This window comes from Paenibacillus sp. YSY-4.3 (assembly GCF_054767475.1).
Genome location: NZ_BAABMC010000002.1, coordinates 89,678 through 106,757 on the forward strand (window position 1 = coordinate 89,678; position 17,080 = coordinate 106,757).

The window sequence follows — 17,080 nt, forward strand, 5'->3', positions numbered from 1 at the left end:
TTACCTTCTCCTTTGTATATCGTTTTATTTTGTATTTCATACTGAATTAAATCTTGTAGGCCTTCATCGCTTTGCGCAGCTCCTTCAACGTCGGACGCTTGCCGTACAGCAAGACGCCGGTGCGATAAATTTTGGCGGCTAGCCAGCTGAAGAAGAAAATCGCAATTAGTAGAATAACTAGGGACAATGCGACTTCCAGGAACGTTGCATCCCCCACGCCAAACCGGAGCAGAAGCGTTACCGGAGATACAAATGGGATATAAGAGCATACTTTGAGAAGCATGGAGTTCGGCGTCGACAAGCTGAACATCGCGATATAGAACGCCGCCAACGACAGCATTGTAATCGGCATGACTGCCTGGCCGAGATCCTCGGTGCGGCTGACGATCGAGCCGACCGCGGCATACAAAGTAGCATACAGGAAGTAGCCCAAGATGTAGATGAGAAGTCCCACGATAACAATTTGAAAATTAATTTGCGATAAATCCAAATTCAGTTCGGCCAAGGAACCCTGATTGTACGGCAATGCAAGATTGGCGGCAACGACGGCGATGAAGATGGCAATCTGCAGCAGTCCGATCAGGAACATGCCCAGAATTTTGCCGAACATTTGCGTCAGCGGCGAGACACTCGTCACCAGAATCTCCATAATCCTCGAGCTTTTCTCCGAAGTAACTTCTGCAGCAATCATGTTGCCCGTCATCGTATTGGTCATGAAGAACAGAACGATCAGCCCGTATACAATAACGTAATTGATCGCCGCCGGCCTAGAGCCTTCCTTTACATCGGCAGCGCTGCCCGTCCCGGCGGCCTGTTCGGCCTTCAGCTCTTCGATGACGACTGGCGCGCTTATCGCAGCGATTTGCTCATCCGTAAGGGAGCTTCCACGAGTTACGTACTGCATTTTCACGTTCTCTAGTGCTGGCTGGAGCATCGACTGAAGCGTCAAATCCATGCTGTCCTTTTTCGAGGTATAAATGACCTTCGGAAATTGCAGTCCAGCAGCTTCTCCAAACTCCAGATAGCCCTTGATCGTTCCGTTCTCGAAATCATGAATAAGCGACTGTTCATTCACTTGTTCGTATTTTACGAGCTTGATTTTGCCATCCGGCTGCTTGTCGACAAAGGCTTCCAGCGACTCCGCAATCTCAGGCTGGTTGCCATAGACAAGGCCGATTTGCGATTCAGCGGACTCGTTGCCTGTGAATAATTGAATGAAATACGGCACATGGATGCCGACAGATAACAATACCGCGAAAATAATAGTAGTGACGACGAAGGATTTTGTCCTAATCTTATTAGTAAAGGTAAAATTAATGATCGGCAACAGCTTATTCATGCGATTCACCTACCTCTTTAATAAAGATTTGATTCAATGTTGGTTCCTTGATTTCAAAATGCTCGACGGTGCTCTCTTCCATTGCCCGGCGCAGAATGTCCTGTGCGGCTGCCACATCGGAAATTCGCAGAGAATAGCCGCGCTCACCGCGTTCGACCCGCTCGACACCTGGAATGCCTTCCAGCCCGGAAACCTCTCCCGTCGTATGGAGAAGAACCTCCTCGCGAGGATAACGCTTCTTGATGTCTCGAATATTTCCTTGCAGTACCGTATTGGACCGCTGCAGAATCGTAATATTGCTGCACAGCTCCTCCACGTGCTCCATGCGGTGGGTTGAGAACAGGATGCTCGTTCCTTCATCCCGCAGCTCCTTCACCGTCGCTTTGAGCAGTTCGACATTGACGGGATCGAGTCCGCTAAAGGCTTCATCCAGGATCAGAATTTTAGGCTTATGCACGACAGCTGCGATGAAGCCCATTTTTTGCTGATTTCCTTTGGAGAGCTCTTCGATCTTCTTGTTGTAATAATCCGGCACCTCGAAGCGTTCCAGCCAATATCGCAGACTTTTATCCGCCTCTCGAGCCGACATCCCCTTCAGCCGGGCTAAATAAATGATTTGATCGCTGACCTTTACTTTCGGATATAAACCGCGCTCCTCCGGCAAATAGCCCATCTTGTGCTGCAATTCGCTATTGTACTCTTGCCCATGGTAGAGAATTCGTCCGTCATCCGGATAGATTAACCCGAGCACCATTCGCATCGTCGTCGTTTTACCCGCTCCATTGCCACCGAGCAGCCCGTATATTTCTCCCTCCTCCACTTGAAGGGAAATGCCGTTTACCGCTGTTTTATCTCCAAACTGCTTCGTTACCTGTTCCAATACCAATGGTGTAGCCATCGTTTCAGCCTCCTTGTTCCATGCTTCTATTTCAATCAAGTCAACAAATGAACATCATTTATATTCCGGAGCATACCCTTGGATCCATAGTTCAAGCACCTCTTCCAGTTCAAGGGCCCGGGTTCGCAATACTTGAAGATCCTTGGATTGCTGCAGCTCGCTGATGAAAGCTTCATCTCGGACAACCAATTTATGCATCGACGGTTCATCCTCGTCGCATCGAATCAGCTCACGTCTTCCCTTCCATTCATCTAAATTTCCGCGAACCCATACCTCATAGCAGCTTCCGTAGAGCAGATCTTTCTCCGCCATACCCAGCACCTTGCCCTGATGCACCAATACGATGTAATCGGCAAGCCGCTTTACTTCCTCGACGATATGGGTCGCCATGATGATGGTGACATCCTCCCCCAGCATGCTATCCTGAAGCTCTGCGAGCATATCCTTCCAGACAAACGGATCAAGCCCGGACGATAGTTCATCGAGAATAAGCAGTTTAGGTTTCGTGGCCAGGGCAGCAGCGACCTCGAATTTGCGGCGCTCACCCTTGGACATGCGATTCAGCCGTTCATTCCGCGGTACATCAAAGTGTGCCATCAATCGCTCAAACTTCTTTTGATCCCAGGATGGATACCAGTGGGCCCGAAAGCTCGCGGCCTGCTCCGCGGTCTGGTAGTTTTCCTCTGTGACCGGATTTTCCGACACATAAGCGATTTTGGTTCTGATTTCCTGCGGCAGATCACCGGCACTTTTTTCTCCAAACCACTTGATTTCCCCATCATCCGGAATAAGGCTCCGAGTCAGCATATGAAGAATCGTACTTTTCCCTGAGCCGTTGGTGCCGACCAGCGCGACGATGTATCCCTGGGGAATTTGGAGATTGATGGGTCCAATCGTTTTCCGCCGGCGTTTCTTTACGACGTCTTTGAACTCCAGCGCCAAAGTTTCGTTCATTTCTAACTTCCCTCCCCTGCATGTGAACGGTATTTGTCTTTAATGATTTCCAGAAAAAGAGCCCTCAGCTCTTCCTCGCTATATTGAACGGATAAACCCGCATCGACGGCGGCTTCGACGGCTTCTTGTACGACCATCCTGCGGTATTCACTCCTCTCGCTCTGTCCAACCCGGGCCACAAAGGTGCCCGTTCCTTGTTTAGTAAGCAGCAGCCCTTCATTCTCCAGGTCCTGGTATACCCTTCGGATGGTAATAACGCTGCACTTTAAGCTGCTGGCGAATTCCCGGATGGAAGGAAGCAGCGTTCCCTCTTCAATTTGCCCGCTAACAATGAGAGAGCGCAACTGCGTCTCAATTTGAAAATACAACGGCTCCGCACTATTCTCATTGATTTGAATGGGGATCCACACCTTTCTGTCTCACCTCCGGCTTATCCTTGTCGGAAATCATTTCCGCGATCATATCAAGTCCCTCTTTCCCATCTTGCTTAATGTAATTTTGCAAAATAGAGCCAAGGATGATCCACCAAAAATCAACGTTCCCCACATCATAGGCGATAGGAGTGAATACCGCTTGGACTGCTCCAGGGTGTATGCGAGCATGTTCCCGTCAAACCAGTGAATCAGAAACGCCACGAAGCCTGCTGCGAGCGCGATAAGAGTACTGATCCAGAGATATCTGCGCCCTGTGCTGAGAAATTCAAAGTAAATATATATTCCGTTGACGAATAGTAGGTATCCGGTCCATGTCAAAGCGAAGGTGATCATCCTCCCCACATCGCTAAGCCAGTTGCTGGTGAATCCCGTAATCAGATAGTAAGTCGAATAAAAAAGCAGGCCATTTAACAGTGTCGCTGTAAGCAATTGAATGATCCGCCCGCGCATCACCGTAATCGCAGGGATGGGAAGTGTCCGGTAATATTGAAGCATGCGGGTATACGTATCTTCCTTAAGGTAGTTAAAAGACCGTCTGGAGAAATAAAACCCAGTAATGGGGATTATCACAAACAGCATAAAATCCTGCAATGGATTCAAGTATGCTCCCGAGTTGTTTGATGGAGTCGCCAATATCGCAACCGCAGCTCCCGAATATATCATGAAGATTACGTTCCAAAACAAGTACAGCCGATCCAGCCTTAAATCTCTTTTAAAAATGAACCATGCGTCTTTCCAGGTGTTGTTCAAGCAGATCAACCTTCCTTCGCTGATTAGAATTGCATTTCGCATATTTATCCTTAATGTTCAGTGTGTATATATGTGTGCTTACTGTGTATATCTTCATACACAGTATATACGGGTCGTTTTTATACGTCAATCCCTTTTTTGGAAAAAAATAAAGACCCCGCTCTCAAGCGTATACCGCTCAAGATCGAGGTCTTGTCATTTATTCCTTATGTGCCAAGCAGAATATCCCATACCGGCTTCGTATGCCCGCCCGGATACAGCATGTACAGCAATACATACACAGCTACCCCAGTGATCGCCGTGAAAAACCAGATGATCGAAGTTACTTTGCCCCATTTGCGATGCTTTGCATATTTTTCCTTAAAGCCTAGCGTCAGGGTCGTAATGCCGAACACGGCAGCCACTGTCGCCAGAACAATGTGGAAAATAAGAAACGTCTGGTAGTAAGGCTTAAGCTCCTCCGGGCCGCCCCAAGCGGTATTACCGATAAAGGCCGTGCGCGACGTATAAATGATAAAGAAAATAATTGCCGCGATCGCCGCCGCGATCATCGTTTTCTTATGGGCCTCTCTTTTGCCCTTAATGATCTGTCCCCAGCCAATGGCCACCAGTATAGCACTGATGACGATAAATGACGTGCTTAGCGTAGGGAATAGGGTAAACAAGTCCATTTCCATCCTCCATTTGTCTTATTGATCTTATGCCTGATTCAATTCATGCGGAGGCACATCTGCGATGAGCTCATCCTCTTCATCCTCTTTATTCTCTTGCCGATACCATTGGAAAAATACATAAGCCAGCATCGACGCGAAAATAAGTTCCTGTATAAATTTCATCAGTATGCCGCCGACCTGTTGATCCACGCGGGTCTCCAGAAAGCCAAAAAACTCAGGGCCGCCGAATTGGCTCAGCAGGGCAGCCGGGTCTCCCCCGGGTACACAGTACCCCATCGCTTTGGCCCATATATTGGGATCGCTGTACGTAGCGTAAAGCGGCTCGCTGGCGAAGATGATCAAGCCGCAGGCCGGCGTCAGCAGCACCATATTCAAATAAATGAAGCCGAGCTTCTTCAGGCCCTGTGGAGTCGCGCGTTCCGGGATCGGACTGACGAACGTCCACCACATCAGTATGGCTGCTATGAACAGGACTAAATAATACTGGCGGTGAACCCCAAAGTTAAGCATAACATAATCATGAACCACAGGGAGGTGATAGATTGAGAACAATCCGTTAAATAAGACAGCAGAGACGACGGGATGAACCATGAATTTCAGCTTTTTTAGTGGAGTATGTTCAAATAGACGTACAATAGAACGCCAAATCCATGGCGGGATTCCCAACATGAGAAGCGGCGGAGCAACGATGTAAGACAAGGCCATGCTCAACATATGAAAGCTGAACATCGTATGTCCAAGCAAATTGACTGGGCCTCCCTGGGCCAAGTGCATCAAAAACATCCCCGCAACGAACATCACTTTGCGGCCAGCCGATGTCGGTTCGCTTTGAGTGAACCTTTCGCTAAGCGGGCCTACAATTAAGAAATAACCGGCTGTAATTAACAGCATAAATGACATAAATACGGGACTCCAAACATCACTAAAACTAAAATATTGTAATCCCAGCAATTTAAAAACTCCCTCCGCCGCTTGGAAATCTGTCCAAATTGTGAACTAGTCCCATAATATACAAAAGAGGGGGCTTATATACAAGCCCGCCTCTTCTTATTTTACCACCACATCCAGTAAAGTGCCGCAATAATGCACAGCCCGGCGACAAAAAATCCACCAGCCATGAATATGATCGGAATCATATGTCCCTTATCCTTCAAGTGCATCCAATAGCCAAGCTGAACGAGTACTTGAAGAACAGCCATCGAGATCAGCAGCAAGACCGTAAACGCCGTGTTCACGCCTCCAGCTGCGACCGTCGCAAATGCGATTGCAGTCAACACGATCGAGAATATGAAGGCCACAACATGCTTCTGAGGCCCTTCATGGCGGTGCCGATGCTTCACCACTGAACCTTCATTATTATGCTGATTCACCATCGTTTAGCCTACCACCTTTCCAAGCAGGTAAACTACCGTAAAGACGAACACCCAAACGACGTCAACGAAGTGCCAATACATAGCCGAAACATAAATCTTCGGTGCAGTGACTACCGTCAGTCCTTTTCTCGCAACTTGCCCGATCAGAATCGAAATCCAGCAGATACCGAAAATAACGTGCGCTCCGTGGAATCCGACGAGCGTATAGAACGAGGAACTGAAAGCACTTGTCGTCATTCCGTACCCGTAATGAGTAACATACTCATAAAACTCATAGATTTCCAAGCCTAGGAAGCCTAAACCCAGCAATACCGTAACCGTCAGCCAAGTTAAGAGCGACTTCACGTTGCCCCGGTGCATGGCCTGTATCGAGAATACGCTCGTCAAACTACTCACCAAGAGGATCAGCGTCGCTGCCGCGGTAATCGGCAAGCTGAACAGCTCGGAGGCTGACGGACCGTCAGCCACTTGATTCCGCAGCGTCAAAAATGTTGCGAATAACGTACCGAACAGAACTGCTTCCCCTGCAAGGAACAGCCAGAAGCCCAAAATTTTATTGCGGCCTTCTAAGGTTGCTTTCTCCGGTTCATGGGGTAACTTGTTTGTAGCTTGCTCTGTATGAAGAGTGGTCATGCTTCTACCCCCTTCCCATCGATTTCTTCTGGTTCAATATGCCATCCCGCATCATCGAATAGGGAATGAACGATCATCGATCCAAAGGTAATACCCAAACCGATAATAACTACGATGTAATTGTTGAACAAGAAATTCAGGAAGCTGTTGCCGAAATCATCCGTCGTAAACATGAAGCCAAGGCCGGCAATGAACAGACCTACGGACATTACAAACGGTATAATCGTTGGCGATGGCATATGGATCGAACCTACCGGTTCAGCAGGAGTCATCTCCTTATGTCCAGCCATCTTCTCTTTCCAGTATGCGTCAATACCGCGCACAAGCGGAAGCTGCTTGAAGTTGTACTCCGGCGGCGGCGACGGAATTGCCCATTCCAGGGTCCGTCCATCTCCCCAAGGATCGTTCTCAACTCCGACAGGCTTTCTTGCCGTAATTACGATATTAATCAAGAATAGGATAACCCCTACACCCATCAAGAACGCACCAACGGTACTCAGCATGTTCATTAGATCAAAGCCTTGGTTCGGCAAATATGTGAATACGCGGCGCTGCATTCCGACCAAGCCAAGGAAATGCTGCAGGAAGAAGGTCAAGTGGAATCCGATGATAAACGTCCAGAATTCCAGTTTTCCAAGCGTTTCGTTCAATACCCGACCAAACATCTTCGGCCACCAGTAGTGCAGGCCGGAGAACAATCCCAGCACAAGACCGCCAACGATAACGTAGTGGAAATGCGCTACGACGAAATAAGTATCGTGGAACTGATAGTCTGCAGGAGCAGATCCGAGCATAACCCCGGTTACTCCACCCATTACGAAGGTTGGAATAAATCCGATGGCGAACAAGCTCGCCGTGTTGAACGTAATTTGCCCGCCCCACATCGTAAATAGCCAGTTAAAGATTTTAATTCCCGTAGGAACGGCAATCAACATTGTCGCGATCGCGAACAATGCGTTCGCTACCGGTCCCATACCTGTCGTAAACATATGGTGAGCCCATACCATGAAGCCGAGGAAGGCAATCAGGATGGTCGCGAATACCATCGAGCTGTATCCGAACAGGCGCTTGCGCGAGAATGTACTCACGACTTCGGAAATAATCCCGAACGCAGGCAGAATGAGGATATAAACCTCAGGGTGCCCGAAGATCCAGAATATATGCTGCCAGAGAACAGGGTTACCCCCGCCTGACACGTTAAAGAAGTTAGCTCCCAAAATCCGGTCAAAGCTGAGAAGTACCAAACCGACCGTAATCGCCGGGAAAGCAAACAGAATCATCGCCGATGTTACGAATGTCGTCCAGGTAAACATCGGCATGCGCATGAAGGACATGCCCGGAGCACGCATTGTGATAATCGTAGCGAGGAAGTTAATCCCCCCTATGAGCGTACCAAGACCGGCAATTTGCAGACCGATCGTATAGAAGTCGACGCCGTGCGTCGTACTATATGTCGTTGAAGATAGAGGTGCATAAGCCGTCCATCCTCCATCCGGAGCGCCCCCCATAAACCAGCTAAGGTTAAGCAGCAATCCCCCGAACAGGAACGTCCAGAAGCCGAGCGAGTTCAAGAACGGGAACGCAACGTCGCGAGCCCCGATTTGCAGCGGGATAACCGCGTTCATGATCGCAAAAATAATCGGCATTACCCCAAGGAAAATCATTGTTGTTCCGTGCATCGTGATCAACTCGTTGAACTGCTGAGCGGTCACGAAATCGTTCATTGGCTTCCATAACTGGACGCGGATCAAAAGCGCTTCGATCCCGCCTATTCCGAAGAAGAACCCACCTGCAATCAAATACAGAATGGCTATTTTCTTGTGGTCAACCGTTGTCAACCAATCCATCAAACCCTTGTGCCGCTTGACACTGTGAGCGTGAGCCAAGGTTTGTACCCCCTTTAAAGTCCTGTGCATCAATGCCGTCTGATAAGCTGAAATTAGTAATTCAGCTTGGTGTTAGCCAAATACTCCGCAATTCCTTCAATTTCTTCGTCGGTCAGTCCAAGGTCTTCCTTCGGCGAAGGCATGTGGTTACCTGGCTTGACAGCTTGCGGATCGGTCAACCATTCGATCAAATTGTCTTTGACCGGCTTGCCTGGGAACGGTTTGTTCGAGCCTTCCTCATTAATCAGAATACCGGCGACCGTCTCGCGATTGCCGATACCCGTCAAGTTCGGCCCCATCGGTCCGCCTTGATCACCTACCGCATGACAGCTCAAACATTGTGTCTTGAACACTTCTGCAAGAGCAGGGTCCTGGATCGGTTCAACTGGCTGCTTAATCACATTCACCCAATTTTCGAACGATTCCTGGCTTACCGCCTTCACCTTGAATTCCATCAAAGCATGGGACGGTCCGCACAGCTCCGCACATTTCCCGAGGTAAACGCCTTCGTTCTTGGCCTCCAGCCATGCCGTGTTGATCGTTCCCTCGGTATTCGTATCCGTCTTACCTCCAAGCGAAGGTACCCAGAAGGAGTGGATGACGTCTGCCGTCTTCAATTGAAATGCGATTTTCTTATTCGTAGGAATAATCAAATCCTGAGCTGTCGTAATGTCATAGTCCGGATAATTGAACTCCCACCAGAACAGATGCGAGGTTACCTTTACCCGAACGGCATCTTTATCCTCCCAGTAGTTCTCCCCATAAGCGAACACTTTCTGGACCGTCGCTATGGCAAGAACGAGAACCAGGATCAGCGGAATCCCTGTCCAGATAATCTCCAGCAGGTGATTGCCTTCCACTTGCTTCGGCATTTCTTTATCCCCCGGCTTGCGACGAAATTTAATCAATACATAGGCCGCAATACCGAATACAATTACGACTACCGATAACATGATCGTAATCGACAGCTTCATCAAATCGAACTGTCCTTGTGCCACCGGGCCTTGTGGTCTGAGTGCTGACAAGTCTTCGCGACCGCAAGCGGACAGCAAGAGCATCAGCCCAACAAACAAAGGAACAAGCCTCCCAGCCTTCCACCGTTTCATCATTGATCTACCCCACTTTTACGTATTCTTCCGATGATTACAGGGTTTCTCCCTTGCCCGGGAAAAACTTGCCTGCCCTAGCATGGAAACTGCAATCCTGTCAATTAAAACAATCACTTATTAAATATAAGAGTGAACCCCTCTTTTGTCAATGAGATCAAGGGAGTTCACAAATTGTTCAAATGTCTGAAAAAGCCCGTCGCAACAGGGTTTGCGAGCGTTTCCACTCTTCTAATTCCTCCTGTGCCTCGTTTCTTGCCGCTAGACTGCGAGGGACGCTTTCCCATTTTGCCCTCGGCCAAAACATTTTGAACCATTTTCGACATTTCAGCGAATTTCTTGTCACATTTGATCGAAAATTCCACCTTTCGCCAGCCTGTTAACAAACAATTCCTGCTAATCGCAAGAGCGTACTACGTTTCCGCACCTACAGTTCCCCAGGACCGTAACGTGAGACGAGTACTAGACCAAAGCGCGATAGCGAGACGTGAGATCTAGATGAGAGAACAAGATCGGGACCGAGCGATACGCCATTGCGAGATCGAGACACGTGGCCAGCACGTGAGATCGAGAACTATACGCGATAGCGAGATCGAGGCGTGAGATCGAAATATGAGATCGAGACACTTGGTCGAGACTTGAGGTCGAGACTTGAGAGCGAGATGCGAGAACGAGATCGGGACCGATACGCCATAGCGATAGCAGGACCGAGGCGCGAGAACAAGATCGATACGTGAGATCGAAACCCAAATCCAGACCGTGGCGTAAGGCCGAGACGCGTGATCGTAAACTAATCTAGACTTAGACCTAACCGTGGCCGTGGCCGTCGCCGTCGCCGTGACCAAAATCCAGACCGTGACGTTACTTATACGTGATTTTGACCGAGACCGATACGTGATTTTGACTGAGACCGAGTCCGAGAACTTTCTAACGAATCTCACGATCGCTATATGCTTAAAAAGAGCCCCTGTCAAAATGTAACGAAACTAGGTAACGTTATTTCATTCTTTACCGATCCAAACAGAAGATAAACCGTAAATAGAGTGGCTGACACTCGTTAGATTTATACTATTAGCAATTATGTACAAATAACGTTGATGAGATTCGTTAGACTCCTTCGGACTAACAGTCGGAGGCCTTTTGCACGGAGCGAGTCCGGGGCATACTTGGATGGCCTCCGACCAAATGCAAGATAGGTTCGCCTGTATGAACAAAAGGACGAACATCTGACCTTATCACTGCAAAACTTGCTTGAATAAGTGTCAATGATAAAAATTGAAGCCACAAACGCAAAAAAAAAACGACATTTCTGCCGTTTGCGTTAGATATTGATGAAGCCTTGCGTGCGATCCGAACCCCGGGGTTAACCTTCCTCTGCCATCATATATGAAAAACGTCTATCGACGTACATTCAAAGAGGAAAAAGTGGGTTTGGCGGTAGTCTTTCTTGCGATATGTGATAGGCAGCTATTCTTACGATATGTGTTAATCTCTCTTACGATCTAAGGAAGCCGAGGCTCCGGATTTTAACTTTATATCTTGAGAAAGAGAACCCGCCGTCCTCTTCACAGGGAAGAAAGGACGACAGGCTCCCCTTTCGTTATCGCTATCGTATGTTCGTAGTGCCCCCCCAGGCTTCCGTCGGCCGTACGGATCGTCCACCCGTCATCGTCCCACAGGACGGCACCCGTGTCGCCGGAAGTCAAGATCGGCTCTACCGTGATGACCATTCCCTCCCGCAAGAGCGGTCCAGTGTGAGCGCGCCCAAAGTTCGGCACATCAGGCGGCTCGTGCATGGACTGGCCGATGCCATGCCCGATCAGCGGCTTCACGATGCCGATGCCTTCTTCTCTGGCAACGCCTTGAACCGCGGCACTGATGTCTCCCACGCGGTTGCCCGCCTTGGCCTGCGCAATGCCCTTCTCCAGAGCTTTAAGCGTGACGGTAAGCAGCCTGTCGGCTTCTTCACTGACCTCCCCGATGCGATATGACCAGGCTGAGTCGGCGAGCCAGCCATTCTTATTCACGACGATGTCGATGGTGACGATATCGCCGTTGCGGAGTTGACGATGGTTCGGGAAGCCATGGCATACGACGTCGTTCACCGAGGCGCAGGTCGCAAACGGGTAACCCCGATAACCCTTCTGCTCCGGCGTAGCTTTTCTGCCAGCCAGATACTTCTCCACCCATTCATCGATTTCCAGCGTCGTCATCCCCGGACGAATTCGGCTGGAGAGCTCGCCGTGACACTCAGCAAGGATTTTGCCAGCCTCCCGGATTTTTACTATTTCTTCCTTCGTTTTTAGGTTAATTTTCAATATTCCGTCTCCTCTCACGAGCTTTAACACCACGTTAATAACCGCTGATATAATATATGTAGGAATAAGCGGAAAAAAACCGCCTCGCGGCATTACGCTGCAAGACGGATATCAAATGTTCCTCATTAAATTAACGACTTCAAATGATTCACGCTCGGTAGGGAGCGTCAAGATACGGACGAGTTGACTGAATTCAGCTTGCCCATCTCATGTTCAACCAGGTCCGTTAATTCTTCTTCGTAGCCGCCCATGATGCGATATTTCCGGACGTATTCCTTTACGAATTTTTTCGGGTCTTTCGGCTTATATATCCGGGTCATTTCCCGCAGACTTTCCTTTACTTCATTATGACCTTTCGTTGCCATACATATTCCCTCCCAGAACGCTTATAATTAATGCTCCGATTTCGAGAACGCCGAAAAGTGATGTTGTTTCATGAAGTCTTAGGCTGCATTATGCCTTCTCGGCAGGCACCTGACACTATTACATACCCATAGAAATTCCCATTGTATCAAGCGTGCTGGCATATGTGTCCAAATCATCTAGACAGCCCCCAAACTTGATGGAATAACCTCCTATCTCTTATATTGTAACATATTCAGCTCGGGCCTTACAGCTTTCTTCCATACGCACACTTTTTTGAAATAAATCAGAAAGCTGTGTACTAATACAATCGGCAAGATTATTGCTCTTCCTTAATTCTGGTTACAATAGATATATAAGACTGAGAAAAGGAGAAAATGACATGTACTCCACCAGCAGCATTTCTGCAACTTCTGCCGCTGCTCACGCCGCAGGCCTGCACCGCACTTCCCCTGCTCAAAGCAAGGAGGCTGCCTCCCTATTTCACGCCGTGGATGAAGAGATCGTCAATCGGTTCCCTAAAATGAACAGCTTCATCGTAGCCCGGCAAGGCTCCGTGCTTATCGAGCGTTATTATAACGGGTTTGTAGCTAACGATCTTCATGATTTAAGGTCGGCCACGAAGTCGATCCTTTCGCTTCTGCTGGGAATCGCTAACTATCGGGGAGAGCTTCCGCCACTGGATGAACCCATCGCCGGATCCTTGCGAAAATACGCTGCCCCGAATCTGGATCCGCTTTGGGAACAACTAACCTTGCGTCATTTGCTGACAATGACCTCTGGCTTTTACTGGAAAACTGGTGTTAAAATGGGAGAGGCATTTATTCATCGCTTGCACCAGAGCCGCAATTGGACAAAATACATTCTGCATCTCCCCATCGAGAAGCATAAAATCGGGACGTTCCAATACTGTAGTGTAGATAGCCATCTACTCTCCGTATTGCTGACGGAATGGACAGGGCTGAGCGCTGCTGAGTATGCCAAAAAAAACTTATTCGGACCTCTCGGCATTGCAGACATGTCCTGGAATGCTAGTCCCGAAGGCCATTCGATGGGTCATATTGGACTTCATTTAGCCGCATTGGACATGGCGAAAATCGGCCTGCTCTGCCTGCAAGGCGGCGTCTGGAATGGTGAGCGGCTGCTCTCTGCCGAGTGGCTGACCCGTTCGATGACTCCCTTGTCCGCAGAAAGTCCCGGCTACGGCCGTTATGGCTATCATTGGTGGACGACTAAGGCAAACGGAATTCCCTACGCCTATGCCCATGGCCACGGGGGGCAGCAGATCAATGTGATCCCTTCTCTCGATGCCGTTGTCGTATTTACGGCAGCCAGTGATTTGAACCGCTGGAAGAACCCTAGGCCGCTGCTGGAAAAATTCATAATGCCTGCTTTGAAGCACAGCTAACCGCAATGACCATTTTTTTGGAGTACTAGTAATTCATTTTTAGTTCATCGGGAGGGATTTAGCTATGCCTTCAGGCTCGCCCAAAGTATTGATTATGTATGCCAGTTACGGCGATGGGCATTATCAGGCTTCCAAAGCCCTTGAAGCAAGCTTTCATCGTTCGGGGATAACGGATGTCGTGCTGCTGGATTTGATGGCCGAGGCGCATCCTTTTCTTAACGAAATGACCAAGTTCGTGTATATGCAAAGCTTCAAAACCATGCCGATGCTCTATGGGTGGGTCTACAATGCCACAAAGGACCTGCAGCCGGATACCTCCTTACTGAGTGTGCTCAATTCCCTTGGTATGAGGAAGCTTGAGCAGGCTATCTCCAGCATCGAGCCCGACCTCATCATTCATACCTTTCCCCAGTTAGCCATGCCGAAATTACTGAAAAAAACGGGACTGACGCTCCCCCTTATCAACATCGTAACCGATTTTGACCTGCACGGGCGCTGGGTTCATCCTGGCGTGGACCGTTATTACGTAGCTACGAATGATTTGAAGGAGGAAGTCGTCAGACGCGGCATTCCAGCGGATCGGGTGCTGGTCAGCGGCATCCCGCTCAAACCTGATTTCGGCCTTAGCCGCGGCATGGTAACGGAGCAGTTGTGCCAGCTCGATCCCGCAAAACGGACAATTCTGATCATGGCAGGGGCGTTCGGCGTCATGCAGGGTATCCGGGATATTTGCGAGACGCTGCTCTCTAGGGAAAGCTATCAGGTCATCGCGGTCTGCGGAAGGAACAAAGAGCTCCACCGCAAGCTGGATCAGGAACTGGGGGGGCACCCTAACTTCCATCTGTTCGGCTACATAAGTGAAGTAGCCCAGCTGATGCAGCTGAGCCATTGTATCGTCACGAAGCCAGGCGGAATTACACTCTCAGAAGCGCTAGTTAGCCGTCTTCCTATATTCGTGTACCGCCCTGTACCAGGTCAGGAGCTTAATAACGCACTTTATCTAGAGAATAAAGGAATCGCTCATATCGCAGGCGACCCGGAAACCCTGATCCGCCAAATCGATGGACTTCTCATGAACGAGGAACGACTAGAACTCGTATACCAAGAGATCGATCACTTGCGCAGGCCTGCGGCGGCCGAAACGATCGTCAAGGACATTATCGAGCAATGGTTCACGCCTGCATCCTCGGTGACCGGCAGCACGTCGTTATCCTTGTTATAGGCAGAACGCCAATATAGTTAGTGTCATGAATTATTTCGCATAAAAATGAACTTCTGCCCGATAAGACCAACGATGAACAGCCCTAGGTTTACCCACGGCCCTGCCTCAATAACAGGCAGCTTATCGTGCAAATAGACTGCCGTTAATATGACTGCGACCAGATAGCCTGCATAAATCGCGACGATCTTTAGATTGAAGCCGCGTCTCTTGCCGACCGGCTTTACGCTTTCGCGCTTTAGCATCCTCAGTACCAATTCAATTACAGCAATCGAGGCAAAGACCAGCATTAACACAGAAAATAGGCTGATTCGGCTGAAGATGCCCGTCTTGTTCCCGAGTCCCATGGCGATAAAGCCAAACAGAGCCTGCACCGCAAACATCCAGGTTAAGGCGATCCACGGGATCATCACATACTCAGATATCGCCTCCCAAAGGCTCCTTTTTGGCAAGTGCTCCAGCAGCTCTCGGAAGTACTGCTCCGGGTTCTCTCCAAACACATCCGAAGCAGTCTTCCCATGCCGTTGGGCCTCGAGCATGTGTTGAGCGGTCTCGAGAAGAAGCTCCTCTGCCTTAGCCTGATCGACTCGACTCGAACGCAAATAAACAACCATATTTTCAAAATAGGCTTCATTCTCTTGTGTCATTTGAGCTCTCAGCCGATTATTCTCCTCTGCCATCTGCTTAATCTTCATGGCCATCAGCCCCTTTCGTTAGTACGTGATCCACGCTTTGCCGCAGCCAGTCCCAGGACTTCCGAAACTGCCGCAACGCCTGCGCGCCTTCATCCGTTAAACGGTAATATTTCCGGGGCGGCCCGCCGGACACTCCATCCTGCCGCAGCTCACCGCATATCAGCCCTTCCTTCTGCATCCGCAGCAGCAGCGGATAGATGCTCCCTTCGCTTACAAATGACAGGCCCGATTTCTCCAGCAATGTCGTAAGCTCATACCCATAAACCTCTTTGCTCTCCATCAAGGCCAATATGCAGCCCTCTAATATGCCCTTAAGCATCTGGCTGTGGGTCGTCATGTTTCATTTCTCCATTCCGGTTAGCTAAACCATTCCAGTCAGCTGACATTATAATTCGGTAACTCGGTAATTCGGTAGCTCATCTAGCTTGTAAAACAAGATAGATGAGTATAGTTTGGGATGCTGCAAGGTAAGTCATAACACATCTCCAACTACCTTGTATTGTAATATAGTATATGCCGTACGTATTTTTAATGTCAATCCGTTCTGTGCGCAGCAGGCTCGTCATACACTGACTATTGAGAAAGGGAACAAGCCTATTCCCTTCATCTGACTGACGGAAAGAAGGTAGATGCTCATGTCGCCTTTCAAATCTTCGACGGGTCTGTATGAAAATGTAGCGGCCTTCCTTTGCTATCTGTTCGCTTTTGTCGGCGGCGTCTTATTCCTGGCCGTAGAGAAAAGAAGCCGCTTCGTTCTTTTTCATGCGCTTCAATCCGTGATGTTGTTCGCTGGACTTATGATCGCCCATGCCGCCGCCGGCTTCCTCCCGCTAATCGGTATCGTAGTAGGGCTGCTGCTGACCGCGCTTGGCATCGCTCTATGGCTGCTGCTGATGCTGACGACTCTGCAAGGCAAATGGCTCAAACTGCCTTGGATCGGCGAGCTTGCCGAGAAGCAGTTGAACCGAATGTAGGAAGCGGCGCCGAAATAATTTAAGGACATGACCCAAAAAAAATGACCAAACCTTCT

18 protein-coding genes are annotated in these 17,080 nt (G+C 49.2%); 3 read left to right on the top strand and 15 right to left on the bottom strand.

The genetic code is table 11. From position 1 onward, the window contains the following. Positions 1 to 46: 46 nt before the first annotated feature. The 13 genes from ACYUJT_RS07295 to ACYUJT_RS07355 form a co-directional block, all read right to left on the bottom strand. Positions 47 to 1,339: an ABC transporter permease gene (locus tag ACYUJT_RS07295; RefSeq protein WP_460320013.1), complete on the bottom strand. Its 1,293-nt coding sequence runs from the start codon at positions 1,337 to 1,339 to the stop codon at positions 47 to 49. Further along, positions 1,332 to 2,237 (bottom strand): ABC transporter ATP-binding protein, encoded by a 906-nt coding sequence (locus ACYUJT_RS07300; protein WP_460320016.1) that lies wholly within the window; start codon positions 2,235 to 2,237, stop codon positions 1,332 to 1,334. Before ACYUJT_RS07300 ends, ACYUJT_RS07295 begins: the two co-directional genes overlap by 8 nt. A gap of 54 nt (positions 2,238 to 2,291) precedes the next feature. Next, entirely contained in the window at positions 2,292 to 3,191 is a 900-nt protein-coding gene (locus ACYUJT_RS07305; protein ID WP_460320018.1) for an ATP-binding cassette domain-containing protein, read from the bottom strand. Between the two features lie 2 nt (positions 3,192 to 3,193). Next, on the bottom strand, positions 3,194 to 3,601 hold the full coding sequence (locus ACYUJT_RS07310; protein WP_460320020.1) for a GntR family transcriptional regulator: 408 nt from the start codon (positions 3,599 to 3,601) through the stop codon (positions 3,194 to 3,196). Between the two features lie 48 nt (positions 3,602 to 3,649). After that, positions 3,650 to 4,375, bottom strand: coding sequence for a hypothetical protein (locus ACYUJT_RS07315; RefSeq protein WP_460320023.1), 726 nt, complete (start codon positions 4,373 to 4,375; stop codon positions 3,650 to 3,652). Between the two features lie 206 nt (positions 4,376 to 4,581). Further along, on the bottom strand, positions 4,582 to 5,046 hold the full coding sequence (locus tag ACYUJT_RS07320; RefSeq protein ID WP_460320025.1) for a DUF420 domain-containing protein: 465 nt from the start codon (positions 5,044 to 5,046) through the stop codon (positions 4,582 to 4,584). Positions 5,047 to 5,073: 27 nt separating this feature from the next. Further along, a complete protein-coding gene (gene ctaG, locus ACYUJT_RS07325) occupies positions 5,074 to 6,000 on the bottom strand; it encodes a cytochrome c oxidase assembly factor CtaG (RefSeq protein ID WP_460320027.1) in 927 nt (308 codons plus the stop codon). A gap of 101 nt (positions 6,001 to 6,101) precedes the next feature. Next, on the bottom strand, positions 6,102 to 6,422 hold the full coding sequence (locus ACYUJT_RS07330) for a cytochrome C oxidase subunit IV family protein (RefSeq protein ID WP_460320030.1): 321 nt from the start codon (positions 6,420 to 6,422) through the stop codon (positions 6,102 to 6,104). A gap of 3 nt (positions 6,423 to 6,425) precedes the next feature. Then, positions 6,426 to 7,055 carry a cytochrome c oxidase subunit 3 gene (locus tag ACYUJT_RS07335; RefSeq protein WP_460320033.1) on the bottom strand — a complete coding sequence of 210 codons (630 nt, stop codon included), beginning with the start codon at positions 7,053 to 7,055 and terminating at the stop codon, positions 6,426 to 6,428. Further along, positions 7,052 to 8,902, bottom strand: a complete 1,851-nt coding sequence (gene ctaD / locus ACYUJT_RS07340; protein WP_460321560.1) for a cytochrome c oxidase subunit I — start codon at positions 8,900 to 8,902, stop codon at positions 7,052 to 7,054. Before ctaD ends, ACYUJT_RS07335 begins: the two co-directional genes overlap by 4 nt. Before the next feature lie 92 nt (positions 8,903 to 8,994). Then, positions 8,995 to 10,050, bottom strand: coding sequence for a cytochrome c oxidase subunit II (gene coxB, locus ACYUJT_RS07345; RefSeq protein WP_460320036.1), 1,056 nt, complete (start codon positions 10,048 to 10,050; stop codon positions 8,995 to 8,997). Positions 10,051 to 11,612: 1,562 nt separating this feature from the next. Continuing rightward, the gene (gene map, locus ACYUJT_RS07350) at positions 11,613 to 12,365 is read right to left on the bottom strand and encodes a type I methionyl aminopeptidase (RefSeq protein WP_460320038.1); all 753 of its coding nucleotides are present in this window, start codon (positions 12,363 to 12,365) and stop codon (positions 11,613 to 11,615) included. A 167-nt stretch (positions 12,366 to 12,532) separates the two neighbouring features. Then, on the bottom strand, positions 12,533 to 12,730 hold the full coding sequence (locus tag ACYUJT_RS07355; RefSeq protein ID WP_155611864.1) for a hypothetical protein: 198 nt from the start codon (positions 12,728 to 12,730) through the stop codon (positions 12,533 to 12,535). Positions 12,731 to 13,110: 380 nt separating this feature from the next. On the opposite strand from ACYUJT_RS07355, the gene ACYUJT_RS07360 reads away from it, so the two are divergent. Continuing rightward, complete coding sequence (locus ACYUJT_RS07360) at positions 13,111 to 14,136, top strand: serine hydrolase domain-containing protein (protein WP_460320043.1); 1,026 nt, start codon at positions 13,111 to 13,113, stop codon at positions 14,134 to 14,136. Between the two features lie 64 nt (positions 14,137 to 14,200). Beyond that, entirely contained in the window at positions 14,201 to 15,358 is a 1,158-nt protein-coding gene (locus ACYUJT_RS07365) for an MGDG synthase family glycosyltransferase (protein WP_460320046.1), read from the top strand. A gap of 23 nt (positions 15,359 to 15,381) precedes the next feature. Here the strand turns inward: ACYUJT_RS07365 and ACYUJT_RS07370 are convergent, their stop codons facing one another. Then, on the bottom strand, positions 15,382 to 16,050 hold the full coding sequence (locus ACYUJT_RS07370) for a DUF1129 family protein (protein ID WP_460320049.1): 669 nt from the start codon (positions 16,048 to 16,050) through the stop codon (positions 15,382 to 15,384). Further along, entirely contained in the window at positions 16,040 to 16,387 is a 348-nt protein-coding gene (locus ACYUJT_RS07375; RefSeq protein WP_460320052.1) for a PadR family transcriptional regulator, read from the bottom strand. The genes ACYUJT_RS07370 and ACYUJT_RS07375 overlap by 11 nt, the downstream gene beginning before the upstream one ends. Positions 16,388 to 16,685: 298 nt before the next feature. Between ACYUJT_RS07375 and ACYUJT_RS07380 the strand changes: the two genes are divergently transcribed. Next, a complete protein-coding gene (locus ACYUJT_RS07380) occupies positions 16,686 to 17,024 on the top strand; it encodes a DUF4870 domain-containing protein (protein WP_460320055.1) in 339 nt (112 codons plus the stop codon). Positions 17,025 to 17,080: the final 56 nt, after the last annotated feature.

What these genes read in the sequence shown, in the direction of transcription:
- ACYUJT_RS07300 (WP_460320016.1), bottom strand. Translation starts at nt 2,237, where the DNA reads ATGGCTACACCATTGGTATTGGAACAGGTAACGAAGCAGTTTGGAGAT.
- ACYUJT_RS07295 (WP_460320013.1), bottom strand. Translation starts at nt 1,339, where the DNA reads ATGAATAAGCTGTTGCCGATCATTAATTTTACCTTTACTAATAAGATT.
- ACYUJT_RS07370 (WP_460320049.1), bottom strand. Translation starts at nt 16,050, where the DNA reads ATGAAGATTAAGCAGATGGCAGAGGAGAATAATCGGCTGAGAGCTCAA.
- ACYUJT_RS07365 (WP_460320046.1), top strand. Translation starts at nt 14,201, where the DNA reads ATGCCTTCAGGCTCGCCCAAAGTATTGATTATGTATGCCAGTTACGGC.
- ACYUJT_RS07355 (WP_155611864.1), bottom strand. Translation starts at nt 12,730, where the DNA reads ATGGCAACGAAAGGTCATAATGAAGTAAAGGAAAGTCTGCGGGAAATG.
- ACYUJT_RS07380 (WP_460320055.1), top strand. Translation starts at nt 16,686, where the DNA reads ATGTCGCCTTTCAAATCTTCGACGGGTCTGTATGAAAATGTAGCGGCC.
- ACYUJT_RS07305 (WP_460320018.1), bottom strand. Translation starts at nt 3,191, where the DNA reads ATGAACGAAACTTTGGCGCTGGAGTTCAAAGACGTCGTAAAGAAACGC.
- ACYUJT_RS07375 (WP_460320052.1), bottom strand. Translation starts at nt 16,387, where the DNA reads ATGACGACCCACAGCCAGATGCTTAAGGGCATATTAGAGGGCTGCATA.
- ACYUJT_RS07330 (WP_460320030.1), bottom strand. Translation starts at nt 6,422, where the DNA reads ATGGTGAATCAGCATAATAATGAAGGTTCAGTGGTGAAGCATCGGCAC.
- coxB (WP_460320036.1), bottom strand. Translation starts at nt 10,050, where the DNA reads ATGATGAAACGGTGGAAGGCTGGGAGGCTTGTTCCTTTGTTTGTTGGG.
- ctaD (WP_460321560.1), bottom strand. Translation starts at nt 8,902, where the DNA reads ATGGATTGGTTGACAACGGTTGACCACAAGAAAATAGCCATTCTGTAT.
- ACYUJT_RS07320 (WP_460320025.1), bottom strand. Translation starts at nt 5,046, where the DNA reads ATGGACTTGTTTACCCTATTCCCTACGCTAAGCACGTCATTTATCGTC.
- ACYUJT_RS07335 (WP_460320033.1), bottom strand. Translation starts at nt 7,055, where the DNA reads ATGACCACTCTTCATACAGAGCAAGCTACAAACAAGTTACCCCATGAA.
- ACYUJT_RS07360 (WP_460320043.1), top strand. Translation starts at nt 13,111, where the DNA reads ATGTACTCCACCAGCAGCATTTCTGCAACTTCTGCCGCTGCTCACGCC.